Origin of the sequence: Imperialibacter sp., from assembly GCF_048007035.1 — a bacterium.
Lineage (GTDB): Bacteria > Bacteroidota > Bacteroidia > Cytophagales > Cyclobacteriaceae > Imperialibacter.
This window is the reverse complement of record NZ_CP180355.1, coordinates 2947783-2970489: the sequence shown is the minus strand read 5'-3', so window position 1 is coordinate 2970489 and position 22707 is coordinate 2947783. Positions and strand designations below refer to the sequence as shown.

Sequence of the window (22707 nt, the reverse complement as noted above, 5' to 3'; positions counted from 1 at the left end):
ATATTATCTGAATTTAGCACTCCGGCGAACTTTGCCGAACACGTACATTAAACGTATCTGGGTGACAATATATTGGTCGTTATTGTTGGGATTTCCTCTTATGTCGTCTTCGAAGCCCCAGCCAGCTATAGTTGGATATGGTTGACCATCAATTTGCGACACCTTAGTGCTCGTTCCACCATAGGCTTCGGTGACCAAAGTCAGCTGTCGGGGCTGACCAGATGCCGAAGTGGCTTCACGAGACCTGTCGGCCATTGTGCGGGCAAGCTCATTCGTACCAAAAGCTCCCGGATCCACGTATCTGCCGCTCAAGTCATCAATATAATCGAAGAAAAGAAGGCGGTACCCTATTTCGAAGGCAGCGTCGAAAGGACCAGGCAGTCTAAATCTTGATCCTATACCGAACGGGATAGCATAAGAAAGGGTCTTGTAGGGCTTAATGTCATACTGATCGCTGTTTTGACCTTCAGTGCCCAAATCTCTTAGAGAAACCCATTTTCCTGCTTCAGCAAGTGGATTTCCGTCATTGCCAAGTTCCGGGGCAAGTCCTTTGGGGTTATGAAGGAAAGCCGCCCCCCCTGCAAATACGTAGGGAGCGAAAGGTAGCCTTGAACCTGCACCACCTTCGTTTGGAAATATGTCCATCTCCAGAATAACAGATAGCTCTTTCACATCATTTCTGAAGGAAAGGTTTCTGGTGTACCGTGGGAGGCTCTCCATTAATGTAGGATCAGCAGAATCAAAATCATCGGATTTCAATCTTACCCAGTTAAAACTAGACCGAATACCAACCATTTTGTGCGCCCTGTAAGTGTGCGTAATACCAAAACCCGGCCTGGTAAAAGAAATATCAGTGCTCACAGCCCTGGAAAGCGGCGCTATATCGCCAAAGTAGTTTGATGCATTCAAATTCACTCCAAGTGAGTGATAGCTTTTGAACCGGGACACACCGCCACTGATCCGACCACCTCTGTAGGAAGTCATAGCTTTGTTTCTTTGCAACCTGGCTTTGCTTCTTCTTTTGTACTGACCAAACGCATCTTCGCTTGCAAGGAGTGCAGGAACCAAAATGATAAGTACGAGAATAAACTTCTTCATTGAAGAGTCCAATTTTTTTGTAAAAGTAGTAAAAAAGGAAAGCTGGACTAAAATTAATTTCTTAGATCAAAGCCCCAATTTAGCTTATTCCTTAGTGTATCCAAAAACGAGTAGCCATGGAGCTGGATCAATTTGGCTCTGAAATCTTCCTTCCGCACCGACATTTCCACCGAAGAATCAACCGTATGTGACCGTGAATCCAATGAGGCCAGGAAGTTCCTTCCCCTGCTTTCTATAACGAACGAAATGACACTTTCGTCGGGAACAATCAAAGGACGCACGTTCAAGTTATGAGGACTAACCGGGGTTATTACAAAATTGTTTGAATGAGGCAGAATAACAGGTCCTCCGCAACTAAGTGAATAGCCCGTAGAGCCTGTTGGTGTAGAAACCATCAGTCCGTCAGCCCAATAGGAATTAAGGTACTCTCCATTAATATAACACTTTACTGTGATCATTGAAGAGGTATCCTTCTTCGTAATTGTGAATTCGTTCAAAGCAAAACTTGTATCACCAAACACCTCCTTATTCGTTTCCAGTCTTAGAAGTGTTCTGTAGTCGTAGGTAAATCGTTGCTCAAAAAAAGACGTCAATGCACTCTGGATATCCAGTTTTGAGATGTTTGCCAGAAAACCCAATCTGCCGGTGTTTATTCCCAAAATTGGTGTTTCTGCATGCTTCACATAGGTGACAGTTTCAAGCAGTGTCCCGTCGCCACCTAAACTGATGATAGCATCCAATGACTCAACAGGATTTGCTTTGCTGAGGTCCGGGCCATCTGGCAAGTCAAATCCCGCTTTGGTAGCATGCTTTCGAAAGATTTGCGAAACAATTACCTCAACATTTTTATTCTGAAGAAATAAGATAACCTCCTGAATAAATGGAATGGTATCACTGTTGAATTTATGACCATGAAGGGCTATTCTCATATCGGATTAACTAATTGTGCTGGCTCTAAATGCCCAGGTATTTCATTAAAATGCCCATCCTCTCCTGTTCGTCAACAGCCTCCGGAGCATTATTAAATTTAGCCACTATTTGATACCCAAACCTTTCCAAAGTTGCCTGCACCCGGCTTAGGTCTTCGAGGTTGATTTTGATTGTAAGACTTACTTTTGAAGAATTATTTGGGTCGTCGGTTAGGTATGAGCTGAGAATCTTGCCGTTGTCCGATTCTATGAGTCGGCTAATTTCTGCCAGGGAATAATCTATCTGTTTCATTGAAAGCACAAGAATGCCCCCATGACTTTTTATCGAAGATGTCATGGCAAATGCCTGAATAACGTCTTCCAGCGTAATTACACCAAGGTAAGTGCCAACATTGTCCGTTACCGCCACAAGCGACAGTCCGTTGTTGTCGCATGCCTTTATCACGTCATAGTAATGCTGCGATTGATCTACTTTACATTTAACGCCCTGTAAATCATAGTCTGCCACTCTTGGCAGGGCTCCGTTCAATTCAAGGATTGTGTCTTCGTTGATGAATCCCAGAAATTCTCCCTTCTCAACGACAGGAAGTTCCGTGGAATGCAGTTCTTCCATCCACAGAATTGCTTTCTGAATTTCGTCACTCAGCTTGAGTGGGGGAATCATGTAATTGATAAGATCACTCGCTATCATGCAGCTTCATTTAGCAGAAACTCACTTAATATATCGTTAAACTTATCAGGGTGTTCCATCATTGGTGCGTGGCAACACTTGTCGATGAACCTAAGTGTTGAATTGGGTATAAGTCTGTTAAATTCATGTGCTACCTCCGGAGGGGTGATGGTGTCGTTAAGCCCCCAAACCAGAAGCGTAGGTATTTTAATAGATGGCACTTCTTTGGCCATATTGTGGCGCTGAGCCGATTTTGCAATGGCCACTATGCGCATACATTTGGGGATGCTTTTAGTCGTCTCAAAAACCTCCTCGATATAATCCGGCGTGGCTGTTTTTGGATCGTAAAAAGTGTACTCAACCCTTTCCTTAATGTACTCATAGCTTCCCCTCTTCGGAAACGAGCCGCCCATTGAATTTTCAAAAAGCCCGGAGCTACCAGTAAGTATCATTTTCTTCACCTTGCTTTTATTTGCAAGGGTATATATCAGCGCTATATGGCCTCCGAGTGAATTGCCCATCAGGGTAAAATCTTTGAGTCCCATCATTTCGACGAAACCCTCAAGGTATTCGACTAATCCATCGAGGCCAGCTTCTCTAATCGGCATTTCGTAGATGGGAAGCATGGGAATGACGACTCTGTGCGTCTTGGAAAACCGGCGAACTACACTATCCCAGTTACTAAGTGCGCCAAAAAGGCCATGAAGAAGCAAAAGCGTTTCACCCTTGCCCTCGTCGATATACGGATAGTTATTCTGTGTTTTTAGTTCTATGTTCATTCTGATCACTGAATTAACCCAATATAGATAAAATCCGTTCTGAGATAAAGTTTTTTATTGATGTGTTGCTCAAGCCTAAACAATTCTTAGGTGAGACAACGCCACAATGTAGGCTTGCCTTTCTGCAGGCTGTTGTTCCGGGGTCAGCTTTTCGAAAAACTCCTTGACAAACGGCAACACTACAGAAATAGTGTCGATCATCCACGGAGCGAGGCTCACCACAAAGGGGTAAATTTTGGCTCCTTCGACGTATTCATCAGCTAGCTGAAACCCAAAAAAGGTTAGCAGCCAAAGCAGGAAGCTTAAGGCCAAAGCCCATTTCAAAATTCCAGCCAGCGATCCGGCCAGGTCGTCGAAGCTCCCGAGCAAAGTTAAGTCAATCGTTTTTTTAAGGGCCAGGCCAATAAGGTTAACGGCGAGCACGATGACGACAAACACGATAATGAAAGAGATGACAGGAATAAGCCCCGGCACCTTAGTGAAGTATCCGTCGAGGAAGCTCGCCACCAGTGGAGTGAATTGAAACCCGCCAATAATCCCCAAAATGAAGGCAAACAGGCCGACAATTTCCAACAGAAGTCCTTTTTGGAAGCCCCGAAACGCTCCAAGAACAAGGATAATAAGAATGACTATGTCAATAACTCTCAACGGACTTACTTGCTTAATAGCTCTTTAACCAGCGTTGAGATCATTTTACCGTCGGCTTTTCCGGCCAATGCTTTCGTTGCTGCACCCATCACCTTGCCCATGTCCTGAGGGATGGAGGCACCCACTTGAGTTATGATTTTCGCAACCTCCGACTTCACTTCCTCTTCTGAAAGCTGCTTTGGCAAAAATTCATTGATAACATCCAGCTCCGCCTGCTCCTTTTCCGCCAAATCGGGTCGGTTTTGTTCTTCAAAAATGGCCAGTGAGTCTTTTCTCTGCTTAGCAGCCTTAGTCAAAATAGCCATTTCTGCTGCCTGATCAAGCTCTGCTTTGGCACCCTTTTCAGACTCCGCCAACAAAATCAGCGACTTGATAGCTCTCAGCGCCCTCAGCCTTTCTGAGTTTTTGCTTAGCATGGCTTGCTTTATATCTCCGTCGATTTGGGTTTTAAGGCTCATATCTGAATTTTTTAAAATCGTTATTGGTTAATTTGCAGCAAAGTTATACAAATCAGTATAAGAATGACCAGGCTCAGTGTTAACATAAATAAAGTAGCCACGCTCAGAAATGCCAGAGGAGCAAATAATCCGGACGTGGTAAAGGTTGCAAAAGACTGCGAGGTCTTCGGCGCACAGGGAATCACTGTACACCCACGGCCCGATGAAAGGCATATTCGCCATAGCGACGTGCTTGAGCTTTCGAAGATAGTGACCACTGAATTTAATATTGAAGGGTACCCCGACAGAAGGTTTATCGATCTGGTTAAAGCGGTAAAGCCCGCACAGGCCACTTTGGTTCCGGATCCACCGGAAGCAATCACATCAAACACCGGTTGGGATACGCTGAAACACCAGGCTTTCCTTGCTGAAGTCTCAGCAGAACTCCACGCTGCTGGCGTAAGGGTCTCCATTTTCCTCAATCCGGACGTAAAATTAGTGGACGCTGCAGCCAAAAGTGGAGCGGACAGAATAGAGCTTTATACGGAGCCATACGCCACGCATTATCATAGCAACCGGGAAAAAGCTATCGCTTCTTATATCGAAACAGCACAGCTGGCAAAGTCAGCCGGGCTTGGCATTAATGCAGGCCATGACCTTGACTTACACAACCTGGCTTATTTGGTGCGACAAATTCCGGCAATTGACGAAGTGTCCATTGGGCATGCGCTGATCTGCGATGCCTTGTACTATGGGCTGGAAAACACTATCCAAATGTATCTGCGCCAGTTAACTTAAAACTATGAGTGACAAAAAGCTATTCTTTAGAAAACTAGGGCAGGGAAAACCACTTATTATTTTGCACGGGCTTTTTGGAGCCTCGGACAACTGGTTGACCATTGGCAAGTCATTGTCGGAACACTTTGAGGTTTATCTGGTCGATCAGAGAAACCATGGCCAGTCGTTCCATGACCCTGAGCACAATTTTGATGTGATGGCAGAAGACCTGGCCAACTTTATAAAAGACAATAATATTACTCAGCCGATTGTTCTTGGGCATTCTATGGGAGGTAAGGTGGCTATGAACTATGCGTTAAGCCACCCGGGCGAGCTTGAAAAGCTGATTGTTGTAGACATTTCACCTCGTGGTTACAAAGTCCACCATGACCAGATACTGGAGGGGCTGAAGTCTATTGACCTTAGCTCTTTGGATTCAAGAAAAGAGGCAGATGATCAGCTGGCCAAATATGTTCCTAATGTGGGCGAAAGGCAGTTTCTGCTTAAAAGCCTTAGCCGAACCGGTGACGGATTCGAATGGAAAATAAATGTGGCTGCCATTGATAATAATATCGGGCTGATTGTGGGGGAAATAGACGGAGAGCCAAATCCAGTTCCCACCCTTTTCATTGACGGCGAGAACTCTAACTACATTCGGGACATTGACCTTCCGATTATCAAGAAGCTTTTTCCTGACAGCCAGGTTGTCACAATAAAGAATGCCGGACACTGGGTGCATGCCGAGCAGCCTGAAGCCTTTCTTGAGACATTGATGGCCTTTCTATCGTAGCAGAGCACATGAGCGCTGGAAAATTGTACCTCGTACCAAGTCCACTTTCCGCCAACAAGGTCGACCTGATCATCAATGAACAAACAAAGCAGCTTATTTCGTCGCTCAACTGGTTCTTCGCTGAGAATATCAGGACCTCGAGAAGGTTTATCAGCTCCCTGAATTTAGGCCGGCCCATCGAATCGCTGCATTTTGCTGAGCTCAACAAAGACACTGAGGATGCAGAAGTATCAAAGCTTATTGACATTGTCACTTCCGGCGAAAATGCCGGAGTCATTTCCGAAGCTGGCTGCCCCGGCATAGCTGACCCAGGTGCTAAAATAGTCGCCCTTGCTCACAAAAAAGGAGTAGAGGTCATCCCATTGGTTGGGCCCTCGTCTATCTTTTTGGCGTTAATGAGCTCCGGGTTTTCTGGTCAGTCATTTACCTTCCATGGGTATTTACCGATCGATAAGAAAGCAGCGCAGGACAAGATAAAACAAATGGAGAGAGAGGCTGTTCAGCAGGGCACAACTCAAATTTTTATGGAAACGCCCTACAGAAACAACCAGTTAGTGGAGGTAATCATCAATACCTGTCAGAATAATTCGCTTTTATGCATCGCAAGCGATATAACAGGAGAGACAGAGTTTATCCAAACCAAGAAAATTTCTGACTGGAAGGTTAAACACCCAAATTTGCACAAAATACCGACTGTTTTTCTGCTTGGGAAATAATACCTGGGCCTCAGGTTTTTAAATAAGAAAAGCTCCGCTAAATTTGCACGCTTAAAAATCAGACAACAAAGAAAAACAAATGCCATATCTATTCACGTCGGAATCTGTGTCGGAAGGGCACCCTGATAAAGTAGCTGATCAAATTTCAGATGCGCTGGTCGATCATTTTCTCGCTTTCGATCCTAATTCGAAAGTTGCTTGCGAAACACTTGTAACTACTGGTCAGGTAGTGTTAGCGGGTGAAGTAAAGTCAGACACTTATATTGATGTGCAGTCAATTGCCCGTGAGGTGATTAACCGCATTGGTTATACCAAATCAGAGTATCAGTTTGAGGGCAATTCGTGCGGGGTGCTTTCTGCTGTGCATGAGCAATCGCCTGATATTAACAGAGGCGTTGATCGTGGCAAACCAGAGGAGCAAGGTGCCGGCGACCAGGGCATGATGTTTGGCTTTGCCAGCAACGAAACCTCAAGCTATATGCCATTGGCGCTTGACCTTTCTCACAGACTGCTGAGAGAACTGGCGGTAATGAGAAGAGAAAATGGCGCCATCAAGTACCTGAGACCTGACGCCAAGTCGCAGGTGACAATCGAGTACTCTGATGACCATACACCCATCAGGATTGACTCCATTGTTGTTTCGACGCAGCATGACGATTTTGATGAAGAAACGAAGATGCTTGCAAAAATTAAGCAGGACGTCATCAGCGTTTTGATCCCAAGGGTAAAGGCACAGTTACCGGCACATATCCAAAAGTTGTTCAACGATAAGATAAAATACCACGTAAACCCAACTGGCAAGTTTGTTATTGGTGGTCCTCATGGTGACACTGGCCTGACCGGAAGAAAAATCATTGTCGACACATACGGAGGCAAAGGTGCTCACGGTGGTGGTGCATTTTCTGGCAAAGACCCGAGCAAAGTTGACCGCTCGGCAGCTTATGCTACACGCCATATCGCCAAGAACCTTGTAGCCGCAGGTGTGGCTGATCAAATTCTTGTGCAGGTTTCCTACGCTATCGGCGTAGTAGAACCAATGGGTATTTTTGTTGATACCTATGGCTCAGCAAAAGTAAAAATGTCGGATGGCGAAATTGCTCAGAAAGTATCAGCAATTTTTGATATGCGTCCGGGCATCATCGAACAGCGCTTGAAGCTTCGTCAGCCTATGTACCAGGAAGCAGCAGCTTACGGCCACATGGGTAGAAAAAATGAAGTAGTTAAGAAGAAGTTTAACCGACCTGGCGAAACCAAAGAAATGGAAGTGGAGCTTTTCACCTGGGAAAAACTTGACTACGTTGATAAGGTAAAGAAAGAGTTTGGCCTATAAGCCAGGCAATTATTGATATGAATAGGGACCTGTTGGTGAATGCCGACGGGTCTTTTTTTACTTGACAAAAGCCTCTATCGTTACTGAATTGTCGGGCAGGTACAGCTGCATAAAGAAATCCTCCAGCGCTATTCCCCTTTCCTGTGCATAGTCAAAAATCATTGTTTGTATTTTTTCTCTGCTGGGCCGCACCAACCAGTGCATTGAAAGGTTCACGGTAAGGCTCCCAGGGGCTCTCAGCTTTTTCAATTGATAGTTGCCTTCAATTTGGGTTACCCTGCCTGTCAGCAAAACACCAAAAAACTGATTGATTTCATCGCCATCTTCCGGGGGATAGGTAAGCTCTACCAAATCTCCCTTCCAATCTTCGTTAATTATTTTTGAGCGGATGTCTTCAAAAATCATCCTTGCCGAATCAGCCACGTAGCGACCTTTGAAAGGTGTGCCTACTATGTCGTAACTTACCGCACCAGACTCCTGAACTTCGTATTCTTTGGTGCCTCCAAGAAGAAAGTAAATGCTGAATGAAATAATCGCCAGAGAGACAGCCGAAATAGCGTAGTACTTGTACCTTGGGTCAATCGTCATGGATCTGATCTGTTGAGGCATCAAAAGAAATCAAAAAAAGGCCGATTTCAAACAATACTAAACAACCTCCTTGTATTGCATTTTATGCAGCTGAGCATAGTAACCATCCATGCTCAATAGCTCGTCATGGGTGCCTTCCTCTTTTATTTCGCCTTTCTCAAGCACCACGATTTTGTTTGCCCGCTGAATTGTCGAGAGACGGTGAGCAATCACAATGGATGTTCTGCCTTTCATTAGTTTGTCAATGGCTCCCTGAATCAGTTCTTCAGTCTCCGTATCAACTGATGAAGTGGCCTCATCCAGGACGATGATTTTGGGATCATACACCATGGCCCGCACAAAAGAGATGAGCTGCCTTTGCCCAACCGACAGTGTGGCTCCACGTTCCATCACATTGTAGTCGAAGCCGCCTGGCAGCCGCTCTATAAACTCCCTTGCGCCAACAAGTTCGGCTGCCTCAATCACTTTTGACTTTGGAATTTCGGGGTTGCCGAGAGTAATATTGTTAAGGATGGTATCTGAAAACAAAAAGACGTCCTGAAGCACGACACCGATATTGAGTCTGAGCGAGGCCAGGTCATATTCTCTTACGTCCACGCCGTCAATGGTGATGCTGCCCTTATTGATTTCATAGAACCTACTCAGAAGGTTAATCACCGAAGACTTACCGGCTCCTGTAGCACCCACCAAAGCCAGGGTTTCTCCCGGATTCACTTCAAGGTTGATATCCTTCAGCACGTATTCTTCGTCGATGTAGGCAAACGATACATGTTCAAACTTCACTTCACCCTTCAACGTAGTCGGCGCAAAAGTCCCGTTGTTGGCGATGTGCTCTTTGCTGTCGAGCAAATCCAGAATCCTGTTGGAGCTAACGATGCCCATTTGCAATGTGTTGAAGCGGTCAGCAATCATCCTGATGGGGCGGAAAAACATCTGGATATACATGATAAATGAGATCAGCACCCCAAGGGTGATTTGATCGTCGATAACACCTCTGGCACCGTACCAAACTACAAGGCCTATACCCGCCGCCTGAATAACCTCAGCCACCGGAAAATAAATCGAATAATACAGTACCGACCTGATATTCGCCTTTTTATGCTCACGGTTAATCTCCTTGAATTTTTCGTACTCCCTGTCTTCGCTGTTGAATATCTGTACGATGTTCATGCCGGTGATATGCTCCTGTACAAAAGAGTTCAGGTTGGAAACGGCTGTACGCACCTCATTGAAAGCCACCTTTACTTTCTCCTTGAACACATAGGTGCTGATGATCAGTAGTGGCAGGGTTGAAAGACTTACAAGGGTCAGCTTCCAACTGATGGCGAACATCATGGCAAAGATGACAATGATTTGAAGCAAGTCTCCTATAATAGCCGCTAAGCCTTCGCTGAATACGTCAGACAGTGTCTCTACGTCAGACACATTTCTGGTCACGAGGCGGCCGATGGGTGTTTTGTCAAAAAATTTGAGTTTCAGCGTCTGGAGGTGCTTGAAGAGCTTGATCCTGATGTCCCGGATAATGAACTGGCCCAACCAGCCGGACAGGTAAGTATGGCTGTATTGGACAATTGCTGTTGCCACTATTACTCCCACCAAAATGAGCGTCATGTTCACCAGCCCCTGGAAATCGCCAATGGCCACGTACTTATCGATAGTAATCTGAATAAGGTAAGGGCGAAGTGGAGACAAAAACGCTAGCAGAATGGTAAGCACCACCAGAAAGTAAAACTTGCCTATGTAGGGCTTTGCAAAGACAAAAAGCCTCCTGAGTACCTTCAGGTCAATGATATTTCCGCTTACGGTTTCCTTTTCCAAAACTATCGACTAGGGACGTGGTTAGTAATTAACTGCAAATTTCAAGAAAGGATATAAATTTCTTCAGGATAAGTAACGTTTGTCAAAAAAAGACCTTCAGCCGGCACGTTGCGGGCCGCCAATTTCCTGTCTCTGCTCTCCAAAATCTCCTTAAATTCAGCCTGGCTCAGTCTGCCCTGTCCTGCCTCCAGCAGTGTTCCAACCACGGCACGAACCATCCCTCTTAAAAATCTATTGGCACTAACGTAAAACACAAGGCTATCGTTCTCTCTTCTCCAGCAAGCTTCGAAAATATCACAATCAAAGTGCTTCACATCCGTTTTTACCTTGCTAAACGACTGGAAATCCTTCCATGTCAACATCAGAGCAGCCATCTTATTCATGGCATCCACATCCAGCTCCGGCCTGAAAAGGTAGCTATATTTAGTTTTGAAGGGATCCTTTTTTTGATGAATGTGATACTCGTAAGAACGTGACTCAGCATCGAAGCGGGCATGCGCTACCGGCCGCACGGGCTTTACCCAATGAGCGGCTATATCATGTGGCAACAAGGAATTCAATCTGTAAAGAAATTCTTCTGGTTCATGCTTAAGCTCCATGTCAACGTGCGCTACCTGCACCCGGGCATGCACCCCTGCATCGGTTCGCCCGCTGCCCACACATTCCACTTCGGTGCCCAGTAAGGTGCTCAGACATTGGGTAACTACCTGCTGCACAGCCACAGCGTTGTGTTGGGTCTGCCAACCGCTATATTTTGTGCCATCGTAACTCAACTGAATAAAATACCGCATGCCCGGCAAAGGTAATTCATTCAACATAATTCACATGTTCAGCCGATTAAGGTTTTCTCTAAAGTCTTTTATGCGTTTATTTGCCAAAAATTCTTCCAATGCTTCAGCGAATCCAATCTATATTTCTGGCCCTTGCTGCCATCGTCATGGTCATCATTGTCTTTCTCCCGCTATGGCAAAAAATTGACGTCGAAAAAAGTGAAATAGTGACCATTACCGCTCTTGAAATCACCCATATCAGATATGCGGGCGATGGCGTAGCGATAGACGAGGTTGTGGCTGAGAAAAATATCATGTACGTAGCAGTACTTTGCCTGATCGCTGCAGGAGTCGCCATTTTTTCTATTTTTCAATATGGCAACAGGCTCCGCCAAATTCAATTCGGCGCCCTGAACTCCCTCATCATTGGTGGCACAATGTTTCTCGTTCTCTACTTTTGCTGGAACGCAGAAAAGACAATCGTTCCTGCCGAAAAAGGTGCCTACCTGGCGGCCTTTTATCTTTTTCCCGTAGCCCTCATCCTTAACTCAATGGCCAATCGCTTTATCCGGCGTGACGAAAGGCTGGTGCGTGACTCCGATAGGCTCAGGTAAAATCAAAGTGTTTTTAGTGCAGCAGTAATCGACAAATTAGTCGGTAAAGGGGGCTAATTCCGTTGGCCTGACATTTCTTACTGCCATCCTGACAGCCTTGTGGGTAAAATTGGGCTATGGAACGGCTTTTGCCAACCCTTCACTTATTGACCAATCATTTGCAAACAAATACAAACATGGTAACAGAAGAAAAAGGCACCCTTTCGATCCACACCGAGAATATTTTCCCCATCATCAAGAAATTTCTCTATTCGGATCACGAGATCTTTTTGAGGGAGTTGGTATCGAATGCCGTGGATGCCACACAAAAGCTGAACCGCCTGGCAGCCCTGGGAGAGTACAAAGGAAAAATTGGTGACACAAAAATTAAAGTGTCTATCGATGAGAAAGCAAAAACAATCACAATCAGTGACAAAGGCATCGGTTTAACAACTGATGAAATAAAGAAATACATCAACCAAATTGCCTTTTCGGGCGCAGCCGAATTTGTTGAGAAATACAAAGACAAAGGAGAAGAAAAGCAAATCATCGGTCATTTTGGCCTTGGTTTCTACTCTTCTTACATGGTCGCCAAAAAGGTAGAAATTTTCACGAAATCGTATCAGACAGGCGCCGAAGCTGCCCGCTGGGAGTGCGATGGATCAACTGATTTTGAAATTACCCCGACCAAGAAAAAGGACAGGGGTACCGACATAGTGCTTCACATTGCTGAAGATTCTGAAGAGTTTTTGCAAAAGCACAGACTTCAGGGTATCCTCGATAAATACTGCAAGTTCCTGCCTATCGAAATTGAGTTTGACGGCAAGGTGGTTAACAACCCAAGCCCCATCTGGACGAAGCAGCCAAGCGAGTTGAAGGATGAGGACTACCTGAACTTTTACAAAGAGCTTTATCCATTTGCTGAGGATCCGCTTTTCTGGATTCACCTGAATGTCGACTATCCTTTTAACCTTACCGGTGTTCTTTATTTCCCTAAGCTGAAAAATGAGCTGGATGTTCAGAGAAACAAGATTCAGCTGTATAGCCGGCAGGTGTTTATCACCGACGAAGTGAAGGACGTAGTGCCGGAGTTTTTGATGCTGCTTCACGGCGTGATCGACTCCCCCGACATTCCTTTGAACGTTTCAAGGAGCTATCTTCAGTCGGACGGAAACGTGAAGAAAATCAATACCTACATCACCAAGAAGGTGGCAGACAAGCTTGGCGACCTCTTCAAGAAAGACAGAGCAGGGTATGAGAAAAAGTGGAACGACATCGGCCTGTTCGTGAAATACGGAATGATCAGTGAAGAGAAGTTTTATGAGAAAGCGCTTGACTACACGCTTGTGCAGGATATCGATGATAAGTTTTACACGCTCAAGGAATATGAGGAGCATGTAAAGCCAAACCAGGCTGACAAAGATGGCAACACTATCTTCCTTTACACAACCAAGCAAGCACAGCAGCACAGCTACATCGAAAACGCCCGCAAGCGTGAGTATGGCGTGTTGAAAATGGATGGGCAGCTCGACAACCACTTCATCAACCACATGGAAATGAAGATGGAAAAGGTGAACTGGAAGCGTGTGGACGCTGATGTGCTGGACAAGCTGATCGACAAAGACGAGAAGAAGGAGTCGGTGCTTTCGGAAGCAGAGCAGACCACAGTGAAAGAGCTTTTTGACAAGGCCATTAACAACAAAGCATTCACAGTAAATGTGGAGGCCATGTCGACTGACGACATGCCGGTGGTGATCACGTTGCCGGAGTTTATGCGCAGAATGAAAGACATGTCGGCGATGGGTGGCGGAATGGCCATGATGGGCAATATGCCTGATGCTTATTCAGTGGCTGTAAACGGTAATCATGCCCTGGTAGGCAAGATCCTTAAAGCGAAAACTGAGGAGGAGAAAGCGGACCTTGCCAAGCAGGCATTTGATTTAGCCAAGTTGTCTCAAAATCTGTTAACAGGCCCTGAGCTTACCGCCTTTATCAAGAGAAGCCTTGACATAGTATCGGCCTAAGCGCCAATCCAGCTATAAAGTTAAATCCCCGGAGCGATTCGGGGATTTTTTATTTTTCAGAGTCCAGCGGAAGCTACTTTTTGTATGTGCAGGCGTCTGGCTTCGATTTGATGAAATAGCTTTTGTAATTGGTGGCCTTCGGATCCATGCAACCTTCCAGGTTAAGCAACTCAATGTTCTTGAAATCAATGGGTTGTCCCTCACTCTGCAGGGCAATATACCCTTCTGTCAATGGCTTGCCTGGCTCCCACAAGGCAGGGTCGTAACCCGTAACAACCCCTCCGCCCATCTGAGGCTTGGAATAACGAAGCACCTCTTCACCGTTTACTTTATGAATGACCAAAGAGTCACCCATTACTATTAACTCCGTGTGTACCCATTGGTCACCCTCATAGGTGGCCGAGGTAGAATTGATACAATGATTGGGATCGACCTTTCCGTTGTAAACCACATCAGTGCCCGGCGAGCACATGTTGCACGTGGGGCGTGGCTTACCATCGCCCAAGCCGGCGAGGAACTGCATTTCCACTGAAATCGGCCAGTTTTGCTCTTTCGGCATTGAGCGTGGATCCTGTGAATGGAACATCACCCCGCTGTTTTTTATTGTGTACTCGGGGGCACCCCGCTGCAATTCGCCAACAAACCGGTAGTCCATCACAAGGCGATAGTAGGAGTATGGTTGCTTGTAGTATAAATGCCCAAACTGCTCGTTGAAGTCGCCGTATTGATCGTAGCGAACTTTGATGATGCCATCCTCCACCCTGAATGTGTTGCCAAAGTTGACGTCCACATCGTGGTGGTGAATTTTAACAATCCAGTCATTGATATCCTTTCCGTTGAAAAGCGTCTTCCATTCCTCCTTGCTCTTTTTTGACTGGCCCGTTACAGCTGTTGCCAGCATCAGGACTAGTAGAATCGCTACGGCTATTGATTTAATTAACTGCGAAATGGGGTGGCTTTTCATAGGTGTTTTTCTTGTAATTATAAGTAGTTCCAAAGAATTACTCCCCGGATACAATCGATCTTTTGATAATTAGACGAGTTACCGGCGTTTGTTCCTAAATTCGCCAATAAATTGAACGGCAAGTGGCAAACCAAAAGGCACCACTTCTTTGTTCTTGCTAAAATTCTGAAGACTAAAAATAACTGTAAATGTCAAACCCTCTTTTAGAAAATTTCAATACCCCATTTGATACCATTCCTTTCAGTAAAATAAAAAATGAGCACTTTCTACCTGCATTTATAGAAGGTATCAGGCTTGCCAAGGAGGAGATCTCTCTTTTAACAGAATCCACTGAGCCCACCACATTCGAAAATACCGTTGTGGCCCTGGAAGCCTCGGGCAACAAAGTCGATCTGATATCAAATATCTTCTTCAACCTGAATTCCGCTGAAACAAGCGACGAGATGCAGGCGTTGGCCAAAGACATTTCACCCTTACTTTCCGAGTTTAGCAATGACGTGATGCTCAATGAGGAGCTATTCAGAAAAGTAAAGCTGGTTTACGAAAGTGTGGACAAAACCAAACTTGATGAGGAATCGCTGACGCTTCAGGAGAAGACTTACAAAGGTTTCGTTAGAAATGGTGCCAACCTGCCAGCAGATAAAAAGGAGAAACTACGTGCGATAGACAAGGAGATTTCTGTGCTGGGCCAGCAATATGGAGAGAACGTGCTCAAAGAAACCAATGCCTTTTCCATGGATGTAACGGATGAAAAGGAACTTGAAGGGCTTCCTGATTTCGTAAAGGAAGCCGCCGCCGAAACTGCCAAAGAAAAGGGCAAGGAAGGTGCCTGGACATTCACACTTCAATACCCCAGTTATATTCCATTCATGACCTATTCGGCCAACCGGGAGCTCCGCAAGAAAATGTTTATGGCCTATGGGTCCCGTAGCTTTAAAGGCAATGAGTTCGACAACCAGGAGGTGGTAAAAAAACTGGTTCAACTGCGTTTCGAAAGGGCTCAGTTGCTCGGCTACCCCACCCACGCACATTTTGTGCTTGAAGAGCGCATGGCTGAAACACCTGAGAAGGTCAATGAGTTTCTCGCCGATATACTGGCGATTTCTCAACCCGCCACGCTGAAGGATGTGGAAGAGCTTACTGCGTACGCCAAAAAGCTAGACGGTCTCGATACAATTGAAAGGTGGGACTTTGCTTATTACAGTGAAAAGCTGAAAAAAGAAAAATATGAGGTTGATGACGAGTTACTCAAGCCTTATTTCCAGCTGGAGAAAGTGATTGACGGAGTGTTCAAAGTAGCCGAAAAGCTTTTTGGGATTCACTTTGTTGAAAACAAGGAGATCGACAGATACCACCCCGAAGTGCTGGTGTATGAAGTGAGGAATGGCAATAACGAGCTGGTAGCGATTTTCTATGCCGACTTCTATCCCAGGGAAGGCAAAAGAGGTGGTGCCTGGATGACCGTTTTCCGGCAGCAAAAGAAAGTGAATGGTGAAGACAAGCGGCCACATATCAGCATCGTTTGTAGCTTTACTAAGCCAACCAAGTCCACGCCGTCATTGTTGACGTTTAATGAGGTGCAGACGCTGTTCCACGAGTTCGGTCACGCCCTCCATGGCATGCTGGCCAAAGGAAACTACGGCAGCCTGAGCGGCACCAATGTTTATTGGGATTTTGTGGAGCTTCCCTCACAAATTTTGGAAAACTGGACACTTGAGAAGGATTGTCTTGACCTGTTTGCCCGGCATTACAAAACCGGCGAAGCCATACCTGCCGATCTAGTACAAAGACTGAAAGAGAGTGCCAATTTTCAGGCAGGATATGCTACTACCCGTCAGGTAGCGTTCGGCATGCTCGACATGGCCTACCACGGTGTAGACCCCTCAGGCATAAAAAATATTGGCGAGTTTGAAAAAGCACTATTCGAAAAAATGGAGGTGCTTCCTCAGGTGAAAGAAACCAACATGAGCTGCCAGTTTTCTCACATATTTAACGGAGGCTACTCTTCAGGGTACTATAGCTACAAATGGGCCGAAGTGCTGGACGCTGACGCATTCGAGTTTTTCAAAGAGAAGGGGATTTTCAACAGCGAAGTGGCTGGAAAATTCAAAGACAACATTCTTTCCAAAGGAGGCAGTGAACACCCAATGATACTCTACAAGAAATTCAGAGGGCGTGAACCTGATCCAAAGGCCCTGTTGAGACGGGCCGGGCTTCTGAAAAAATAGGGCTGAAAGGCAACAAAAAAGGCGACTGGTGTGAGCCAATCGCCTTTTTATTTTCACTAACAGTTAATTAGAAAATAAGAATGATCAGTAGCACTATGATAATTACAGCGCCTACTGACAATGTCAGCTTATTGTTCAAGAAGTCCAGTTCCTTCTTGATCTCCCTCAGTTCTTTCTTCACTTCCTGGCGATCTTCTTTAGAAAGCTCATTTTTTTTAATGTCTTTGATCTCATTTACCCGCTGGGTAAGCTGAGTTGCTCTCTCTTGGGCCTGCTCTTCTGTAAGGCTATTAAGTTGTTCTTTTGTCATCGGCTCTGTTCCGGCAGCCAAAGCACTGGTGCCGAAAACCAACGTAAATGCCGCCAGGGCAAGAATAGATGTAAATAGTTTCCTTTTCATAGATTGATAATTTTCGAATTCAATTCAAAATAGGCCTTTTCGAAATACCAAACAAGATGGAAAGTGCTGAGAGAGAAAAAGAAAAGCCGATCTTAATTGACCGGCCTTTCCTGGATGCGATGTTTAGCCAACTATTTTATTTTAATGCCCAGATCTTGTCGTAGCCTCTTTCTATTTCGGCTTCTCTCAGGCGTGCCATTGCGTCCCTTAAGGCGTTCATCATGTCGTCTTTTCTCACAATGCTGTTCAGGGCGTTGATATCATTAAACTCAGACTCGGAGAATGGTTTGCCATCGGAGGCTGCTACCCAGCCGGAGCCATATTGGACATCCTTGTTGGTGTAGGTTTCCTCTCTTCCCTGAATGAAAAAGTTGAGCCGTGGGATCAGGATAATTTTGTCGTTGTTGTCGCCTGCAATCTGTAAGTCCATCTGCACATTGATCAGGCCATCAACATCTGCGTCCTTCATCAGGTTAATGATTGGCCTGTCAGAAGTCATGTTGGTGGATACTGATCCGAAAATGTCGGCGATCTTCGTTGGCTGCATATTGACTGTGTTTTTGTAGGTCTTCACAATCAGCTCATCTGTATTCTTTTCTTTTACCGGATAAAACTCTTTGTAGTAAGAAGATGCAGTCAGCTTTTCAGTAGGCACCATTTCGATATCGAATTCTTCCTTGAACATGGTGACAATGTCAGCATACATGTTGCTAAGCAGTTGATCCCAAAAAGCATCGGGCAGTTTTGGAAACTGATAGGTGGTGGTTGTGGTAGTGGTGATCTTGGTGTTGTAACCATAAGAAACTGATTCATCCACTTCCTGCTTGAACAAAACACCCCGTACGGAAAGGGACGAAACGGCGAACTTTGATCCTTGCGAAAATGGCGCCCCTGTGGCAGCGTTGGGTTTACTTGCTGCAAAATTCAATACACCGGCAGGGTTGTCTATTTTACCTTTCACGCTAGTCGACCCATAAACACTCTCCTGTTGTTTGCCTGACACATTCACTTTCATTGAGCCATAAGCCCTGCTCTGAAGCTCCGCAGCAGCAGTCGACTGCTTGTCGGTGGGTGCTTGCACATAGCGTTCCACTATCAGATAATTCTCGCCCTGGTTGTAGTTGCCCACACCGTTTACACTACCCGAAATAGTAGGGTTGCTGAAAGCTTCCCTGGGGATAACTATTTTATCGGTTGACCTGAATGAAGCGAAGTAGTTGAATCCTCGGGCACCGGCCACGTCAGTTACCAGCGCCACATTTAAAAGGCTGCCCTCATGGCCGGAGCCATTTTCCAGCACCAGCTCGATGTCTTTGGACAGATCGATCTGAGCGTTTGTCGTCGAGCCATTTACAGAAATTATTTTCACTGACGGCACAGGTTTGATAGTGAAAGAAGCTTTGTCTCCTGTTATAGTTTCCACATTCACCGTTTTTGGGGTAAGATCGTCAGGTTCAAGCTCGATCATGTAATACCCCAAACCCGTTGAAGTCAGCTCCTTGCCCTCACTGGTTACTGAGCCATCTATATTGAGCATTCCAAGGCCTTCTGCTTTTGAGAAAAATATTGCCACGGCAACATCGCCTTCCTTAAAATCTTCGGGATATACCTCCTGGCCGGAAATCCGGGCTTCCATGGTGTGCATTCCGTTGATGTGGTGCACCAGCACAGCCGCCTCCCCCAGGTTAGAGGTTTTCGAGGTCATTAGCTTGGCTGTCAGTTTACCTATTTTTTCTCCCAACTTTAAGCCTCTTTTTTCCTGAGCTTTAGAAACCTCAGTGGCCAGTAAAAAGACAAACGGTATGAGTAATCCTATCTTTTTCATAGTCGATTAATTTGGTGCTAAGTACCAGATAATCGCATTTCGAGAAAATCGCTCATACGGGGTATTTAGTACTACCCACCAGCACGGATGCTAAAACAGGTCGATCTTGCTACTGTGTATAAAAAGGAACCTTTTAATGCAACTTATTAGCATTGCTGTCGTTACTCCTTTCAATAAAGTGTTCGATGAAAAAAATTACCTCATTCTTCTGGTTCTGTTCAGGAGCTTCTCCGTCGCTCCTGAAAAGGTGCCCAACAGAATCTGCCCGGTTTGTGAGCATTGGCGGTGCCGTGTTCTTCACAGGTCTTTTGGCGGCTGTAAGTGGAGGTTTTGCTCTATATTCTGTTTTTAGCAATTACTGGGTCGCAGTGCTATTTGGTTTGCTCTGGGGACTCATGATATTCAACCTTGATCGCTTTCTGGTTTCGAGCTTAAAGAAAAGTGAAAACAAATGGGAGGAGTGGCTAATGGCTTCACCAAGAATCGTGCTGGCGGTGTTGATAGCCATAGTGGTAGCAAAGCCTCTGGAGCTGCGGATATTTCAGCCTGAAATAGAAGCCGAGCTTGTCCTTATCAAAGAAGAACAAAAAGCTGCTGAAGGAGAAATGATTGCATCACGCTACTCACCCCTGATAGCAGGATACAAGGCCGAACTCAGCCAGCTGGAAACTCAAATTGCCAGCAAGGAGATAAAACGAGATGAACTCGTGAGGATGGCTCAGGAAGAAGCGGACGGAACGGGCGGTTCAGGTCGTCGTAATCTGGGGCCTATTTATGCTGTGAAGAAAGCAAATGCTGAAAGAGCCGAAACTGAACTGAAAGAGCTCAAAGCAAATCACTCTGCTCTGATTTCAGCCCTACGGGAAAAGCAAGATTCAGCAGCGCTGCTGCAAGCCAATGAACTGGCCAAAATTGACGTCTCGCATATTGGTGGATTGGCATTACAGATGGAAGCGCTGGCACGGCTTGCTGGCAAGCACTCCTCCATAGCATTTGCCAACATTTTCATTATGCTTCTGTTCGTAATGATAGAAGCCTCACCCGTTTTGGTGAAGCTAATTAGCCCCAGAGGGCCATACGATGATTTGTTAGAAGCACACGAACATGCCTTCGTGAATTACAGAAAATCAAAAGTTCACCGGCTGGACACCAAGCTCGAAAAAGAGCTGGCCTGGAAGGGGTAACTACTCGGCGTGGTAGTCCTGAAGCTTCTTTCTCATCATCCGCAGTTCTTCCGGCGCCTTCATATTGACGTGCACGTGAGGATACAACTCCATGAATGCTGCTAGCTGAAAGCCCAGAGAGTTGGCTATTTTTTGACAGAACAGCAGCTCAGAGTCCTGGATAACGCTATCTGCCTTCATGAGCAGGATGACGTTGTAGAGATAATCGAAACGATCATCATAGGGCATCTTGTCAAGGCCTTCGACTGGATCAGGCTGCTTGATCAATTGCTCCAACTCCTCCTGAGAAATATCTCCCGACCTCGCTACCCTTTCTATTACCTGCCTTTCTCTTTCATGAAATTCACCATCGCTGTTGGCAAGGGTAATAAGGAGCGACAACTGCGTTCTGATGTTTTTCATAGAGCTAATTTATCTCTATATGCCAATAAAAAAAGCCCATTGAAGGGCTTTTTCGTTATTTACTTAAAAATGGGTACCTGAAATCCGTTGGCGGAGCAAATGTTTCCTTGATGGTTCTTGGCTGCACCCACCGAATAAGATTGAGAATGGAGCCGGCCTTATCGTTGGTGCCTGAGGCCCTGGCACCCCCAAACGGCTGCTGGCCCACAACTGCGCCTGTAGGTTTGTCGTTGATATAGAAATTGCCAGCTGCATGCATCAGTTTGCTCATGGCCAGTTCTATAGCATAGCGGTCTTTGGAGAAAATGGCACCTGTCAAAGCATAGGGTGACGTGCTATCCACCAGTTCCAGAGCCTCTTCGTAGCGCTCGGCCTGATACACATAAACTGTTAGCACCGGACCGAAGAGTTCTTCGCACATGGTTACGTACATGGGGTCTTTGGCAAGCAGCACGGTAGGCTCTATGAACCAGCCCTTACTTTTATCGTAATTGCCACCTGCAACCACTTCCACCATAGGGCTTTTCTTGGCCTCGTCTATATATTTGGTGATTTTGTTGAATGAGCGTTCGTCAATCACAGCATTAACAAAGTTGCCAAAATCTTCAACGTCACCCATTTTTACATTCTTCAAATCCTCAAGAATATACTTTTGCACCTCGGGCCAGAGGTTGTCAGGAATGTACGCCCTTGAGGCAGCTGAGCATTTCTGCCCCTGAAACTCAAATGCACCACGAATAATAGCGGTGGCTAGCTCCCTTGCATTGGCCGATTTGTGGGCAATGATAAAGTCCTTACCGCCAGTCTCGCCTACGATGCGGGGATAAGTCCTGTATGTGGTAATGTTTTGGCCTATCGTTTTCCAAAGCTGTTGGAAAACTCCTGTGCTACCGGTAAAATGGAGCCCCGCAAAATCCTTGTGGTTAAAAATCACGTCTCCGGCAACAGGCCCATCCACGTAAATAAGGTTGATAACACCATCGGGCAAGCCCGCTTCTTTGAATACTTCCATGATCACTTGCGCCGAATACACCTGGGTATATGCCGGCTTCCATATCACTGTATTACCCATCAAAGCAGGTGATGCTGGCAGGTTGCCTGCTATTGAGGTGAAGTTGAACGGCGTAATGGCAAAAACAAAACCCTCAAGTGGCCGGTAGTCCATACGGTTCCACATGCCTGGTGCCGAGTCGGGCTGCTGGTGAAACAGCTCCACCATGAAGGCCGCATTGAATTTTAAGAAGTCGATGAATTCACAGGCAGCATCAATTTCAGCCTGAAAGGCATTTTTTGACTGCCCGAGCATGGTGGCGGCATTTATTTTAGCCCTGTAGGGGCCAGCCAGCAGGTCGGCGGCTTTTAGAAAAATACTTGCCCTGTGCTCCCAGCTCATCTCTGCCCATGCCTTTTTGGCGCCAAGTGCAGCATTAACAGCCTGCTCCACATGGCTGGCATCTCCTTCGTTAAAGTAGCCAAGCGTATGCTTATGATCGTGAGGCGGCGACATCCGAACCTTCTTTCCAGTTCGCACTTCTTCACTGCCGATGTACATAGGAATATCTGCCTCTTTTGACTTTAGCTCCTTCAGTTCCTTTTGCAGTGCGGCCCGCTCGGGTGTGCCGGGTGCGTAGCTGAGAACAGGTTCGTTGGTTGGTTTGGGGGTCTTAAAAATCGCTAATGACATGTTGTTTATTTGGTTTTGTCGACTGCAATAAATTGAGGGGCGAATTTACTCAC

The 22707-nt window shown here is 45.9% G+C and carries 22 protein-coding genes; 8 read left to right on the top strand and 14 right to left on the bottom strand.

The annotated features are described in order from the left end of the window. Positions 1-3 precede the first annotated feature (3 nt). From ACMVP2_RS12790 to ACMVP2_RS12765, 6 genes are all read right to left on the bottom strand, one after another. A complete protein-coding gene (locus tag ACMVP2_RS12790; RefSeq protein ID WP_339785091.1) occupies positions 4-1098 on the bottom strand; it encodes a DUF6089 family protein in 1095 nt (364 codons plus the stop codon). Positions 1099-1151: 53 nt separating this feature from the next. Then, a complete protein-coding gene (locus tag ACMVP2_RS12785; protein ID WP_416867973.1) occupies positions 1152-2027 on the bottom strand; it encodes an NAD kinase in 876 nt (291 codons plus the stop codon). A gap of 25 nt (positions 2028-2052) precedes the next feature. Continuing rightward, a complete protein-coding gene (locus ACMVP2_RS12780; protein ID WP_416867972.1) occupies positions 2053-2718 on the bottom strand; it encodes a cbs domain containing protein in 666 nt (221 codons plus the stop codon). Then, positions 2715-3476 (bottom strand): alpha/beta hydrolase, encoded by a 762-nt coding sequence (locus tag ACMVP2_RS12775; protein ID WP_317489162.1) that lies wholly within the window; start codon positions 3474-3476, stop codon positions 2715-2717. The genes ACMVP2_RS12780 and ACMVP2_RS12775 overlap by 4 nt, the downstream gene beginning before the upstream one ends. Before the next feature lie 75 nt (positions 3477-3551). Further along, positions 3552-4124, bottom strand: a complete 573-nt coding sequence (locus tag ACMVP2_RS12770; protein WP_416867971.1) for a CvpA family protein — start codon at positions 4122-4124, stop codon at positions 3552-3554. A gap of 5 nt (positions 4125-4129) precedes the next feature. Next, a complete protein-coding gene (locus ACMVP2_RS12765) occupies positions 4130-4582 on the bottom strand; it encodes a GatB/YqeY domain-containing protein (protein ID WP_416867970.1) in 453 nt (150 codons plus the stop codon). Between the two features lie 63 nt (positions 4583-4645). On the opposite strand from ACMVP2_RS12765, the gene ACMVP2_RS12760 reads away from it, so the two are divergent. The 4 genes from ACMVP2_RS12760 (at position 4646) to metK (ending at position 8174) form a co-directional block, all read left to right on the top strand. Further along, positions 4646-5359: a pyridoxine 5'-phosphate synthase gene (locus ACMVP2_RS12760; RefSeq protein WP_416867969.1), complete on the top strand. Its 714-nt coding sequence runs from the start codon at positions 4646-4648 to the stop codon at positions 5357-5359. A gap of 4 nt (positions 5360-5363) precedes the next feature. Continuing rightward, positions 5364-6128: an alpha/beta fold hydrolase gene (locus ACMVP2_RS12755; RefSeq protein ID WP_416867968.1), complete on the top strand. Its 765-nt coding sequence runs from the start codon at positions 5364-5366 to the stop codon at positions 6126-6128. A gap of 8 nt (positions 6129-6136) precedes the next feature. Then, positions 6137-6844: an SAM-dependent methyltransferase gene (locus tag ACMVP2_RS12750; RefSeq protein WP_416867967.1), complete on the top strand. Its 708-nt coding sequence runs from the start codon at positions 6137-6139 to the stop codon at positions 6842-6844. A gap of 79 nt (positions 6845-6923) precedes the next feature. Next, on the top strand, positions 6924-8174 hold the full coding sequence (metK, locus tag ACMVP2_RS12745) for a methionine adenosyltransferase (RefSeq protein WP_416867966.1): 1251 nt from the start codon (positions 6924-6926) through the stop codon (positions 8172-8174). 57 nt (positions 8175-8231) lie between these two features. Here the strand turns inward: metK and ACMVP2_RS12740 are convergent, their stop codons facing one another. The 3 genes from ACMVP2_RS12740 to truA are packed head-to-tail and all read right to left on the bottom strand — an operon-like array spanning position 8232 to position 11398. After that, positions 8232-8762: a hypothetical protein gene (locus ACMVP2_RS12740; protein ID WP_416867965.1), complete on the bottom strand. Its 531-nt coding sequence runs from the start codon at positions 8760-8762 to the stop codon at positions 8232-8234. A 57-nt stretch (positions 8763-8819) separates the two neighbouring features. Beyond that, a complete protein-coding gene (locus ACMVP2_RS12735; protein WP_339785415.1) occupies positions 8820-10586 on the bottom strand; it encodes an ABC transporter ATP-binding protein in 1767 nt (588 codons plus the stop codon). A 35-nt stretch (positions 10587-10621) separates the two neighbouring features. Further along, positions 10622-11398: a tRNA pseudouridine(38-40) synthase TruA gene (gene truA, locus ACMVP2_RS12730; protein WP_416867964.1), complete on the bottom strand. Its 777-nt coding sequence runs from the start codon at positions 11396-11398 to the stop codon at positions 10622-10624. Positions 11399-11469: 71 nt separating this feature from the next. On the opposite strand from truA, the gene ACMVP2_RS12725 reads away from it, so the two are divergent. Together ACMVP2_RS12725 and htpG are read left to right on the top strand one after the other, a co-directional pair. Then, complete coding sequence (locus ACMVP2_RS12725; protein ID WP_416867963.1) at positions 11470-11964, top strand: DUF4293 domain-containing protein; 495 nt, start codon at positions 11470-11472, stop codon at positions 11962-11964. 176 nt (positions 11965-12140) lie between these two features. Further along, positions 12141-13967: a molecular chaperone HtpG gene (gene htpG, locus ACMVP2_RS12720; protein ID WP_416867962.1), complete on the top strand. Its 1827-nt coding sequence runs from the start codon at positions 12141-12143 to the stop codon at positions 13965-13967. Positions 13968-14040: 73 nt separating this feature from the next. Here htpG and ACMVP2_RS12715 read toward each other — a convergent pair whose 3' ends face one another. Beyond that, complete coding sequence (locus ACMVP2_RS12715; RefSeq protein WP_416867961.1) at positions 14041-14931, bottom strand: 3-keto-disaccharide hydrolase; 891 nt, start codon at positions 14929-14931, stop codon at positions 14041-14043. Between the two features lie 188 nt (positions 14932-15119). Here ACMVP2_RS12715 and ACMVP2_RS12710 point away from each other — a divergent pair, with 188 nt between their 5' ends. After that, a complete protein-coding gene (locus ACMVP2_RS12710; protein WP_416867960.1) occupies positions 15120-17159 on the top strand; it encodes a M3 family metallopeptidase in 2040 nt (679 codons plus the stop codon). Between the two features lie 67 nt (positions 17160-17226). Here the strand turns inward: ACMVP2_RS12710 and ACMVP2_RS12705 are convergent, their stop codons facing one another. Continuing rightward, a complete protein-coding gene (locus ACMVP2_RS12705; protein WP_416867959.1) occupies positions 17227-17559 on the bottom strand; it encodes a hypothetical protein in 333 nt (110 codons plus the stop codon). A gap of 136 nt (positions 17560-17695) precedes the next feature. Continuing rightward, positions 17696-19384: a hypothetical protein gene (locus ACMVP2_RS12700; RefSeq protein ID WP_416867958.1), complete on the bottom strand. Its 1689-nt coding sequence runs from the start codon at positions 19382-19384 to the stop codon at positions 17696-17698. A gap of 185 nt (positions 19385-19569) precedes the next feature. Between ACMVP2_RS12700 and ACMVP2_RS12695 the strand changes: the two genes are divergently transcribed. Then, positions 19570-20568 carry a DUF4407 domain-containing protein gene (locus tag ACMVP2_RS12695; RefSeq protein ID WP_416867957.1) on the top strand — a complete coding sequence of 333 codons (999 nt, stop codon included), beginning with the start codon at positions 19570-19572 and terminating at the stop codon, positions 20566-20568. Here ACMVP2_RS12695 and ACMVP2_RS12690 read toward each other — a convergent pair whose 3' ends face one another. Both ACMVP2_RS12690 and pruA read right to left on the bottom strand, forming a co-directional pair. Next, a complete protein-coding gene (locus ACMVP2_RS12690; RefSeq protein WP_339785134.1) occupies positions 20569-20970 on the bottom strand; it encodes a TerB family tellurite resistance protein in 402 nt (133 codons plus the stop codon). It abuts the gene before it with no gap. 55 nt (positions 20971-21025) lie between these two features. Then, entirely contained in the window at positions 21026-22654 is a 1629-nt protein-coding gene (pruA, locus tag ACMVP2_RS12685) for an L-glutamate gamma-semialdehyde dehydrogenase (protein ID WP_416867956.1), read from the bottom strand. Positions 22655-22707: the final 53 nt, after the last annotated feature.

What these genes read in the sequence shown, in the direction of transcription:
- ACMVP2_RS12790 (WP_339785091.1), bottom strand. Translation starts at nt 1,098, where the DNA reads ATGAAGAAGTTTATTCTCGTACTTATCATTTTGGTTCCTGCACTCCTT.
- ACMVP2_RS12785 (WP_416867973.1), bottom strand. Translation starts at nt 2,027, where the DNA reads ATGAGAATAGCCCTTCATGGTCATAAATTCAACAGTGATACCATTCCA.
- ACMVP2_RS12780 (WP_416867972.1), bottom strand. Translation starts at nt 2,718, where the DNA reads ATGATAGCGAGTGATCTTATCAATTACATGATTCCCCCACTCAAGCTG.
- ACMVP2_RS12775 (WP_317489162.1), bottom strand. Translation starts at nt 3,476, where the DNA reads ATGAACATAGAACTAAAAACACAGAATAACTATCCGTATATCGACGAG.
- ACMVP2_RS12765 (WP_416867970.1), bottom strand. Translation starts at nt 4,582, where the DNA reads ATGAGCCTTAAAACCCAAATCGACGGAGATATAAAGCAAGCCATGCTA.
- ACMVP2_RS12760 (WP_416867969.1), top strand. Translation starts at nt 4,646, where the DNA reads ATGACCAGGCTCAGTGTTAACATAAATAAAGTAGCCACGCTCAGAAAT.
- ACMVP2_RS12755 (WP_416867968.1), top strand. Translation starts at nt 5,364, where the DNA reads ATGAGTGACAAAAAGCTATTCTTTAGAAAACTAGGGCAGGGAAAACCA.
- ACMVP2_RS12750 (WP_416867967.1), top strand. Translation starts at nt 6,137, where the DNA reads ATGAGCGCTGGAAAATTGTACCTCGTACCAAGTCCACTTTCCGCCAAC.
- metK (WP_416867966.1), top strand. Translation starts at nt 6,924, where the DNA reads ATGCCATATCTATTCACGTCGGAATCTGTGTCGGAAGGGCACCCTGAT.
- ACMVP2_RS12740 (WP_416867965.1), bottom strand. Translation starts at nt 8,762, where the DNA reads ATGACGATTGACCCAAGGTACAAGTACTACGCTATTTCGGCTGTCTCT.
- truA (WP_416867964.1), bottom strand. Translation starts at nt 11,398, where the DNA reads ATGTTGAATGAATTACCTTTGCCGGGCATGCGGTATTTTATTCAGTTG.
- ACMVP2_RS12725 (WP_416867963.1), top strand. Translation starts at nt 11,470, where the DNA reads ATGCTTCAGCGAATCCAATCTATATTTCTGGCCCTTGCTGCCATCGTC.
- htpG (WP_416867962.1), top strand. Translation starts at nt 12,141, where the DNA reads ATGGTAACAGAAGAAAAAGGCACCCTTTCGATCCACACCGAGAATATT.
- ACMVP2_RS12715 (WP_416867961.1), bottom strand. Translation starts at nt 14,931, where the DNA reads ATGAAAAGCCACCCCATTTCGCAGTTAATTAAATCAATAGCCGTAGCG.
- ACMVP2_RS12710 (WP_416867960.1), top strand. Translation starts at nt 15,120, where the DNA reads ATGTCAAACCCTCTTTTAGAAAATTTCAATACCCCATTTGATACCATT.
- ACMVP2_RS12705 (WP_416867959.1), bottom strand. Translation starts at nt 17,559, where the DNA reads ATGAAAAGGAAACTATTTACATCTATTCTTGCCCTGGCGGCATTTACG.
- ACMVP2_RS12700 (WP_416867958.1), bottom strand. Translation starts at nt 19,384, where the DNA reads ATGAAAAAGATAGGATTACTCATACCGTTTGTCTTTTTACTGGCCACT.
- ACMVP2_RS12695 (WP_416867957.1), top strand. Translation starts at nt 19,570, where the DNA reads ATGAAAAAAATTACCTCATTCTTCTGGTTCTGTTCAGGAGCTTCTCCG.
- ACMVP2_RS12690 (WP_339785134.1), bottom strand. Translation starts at nt 20,970, where the DNA reads ATGAAAAACATCAGAACGCAGTTGTCGCTCCTTATTACCCTTGCCAAC.
- pruA (WP_416867956.1), bottom strand. Translation starts at nt 22,654, where the DNA reads ATGTCATTAGCGATTTTTAAGACCCCCAAACCAACCAACGAACCTGTT.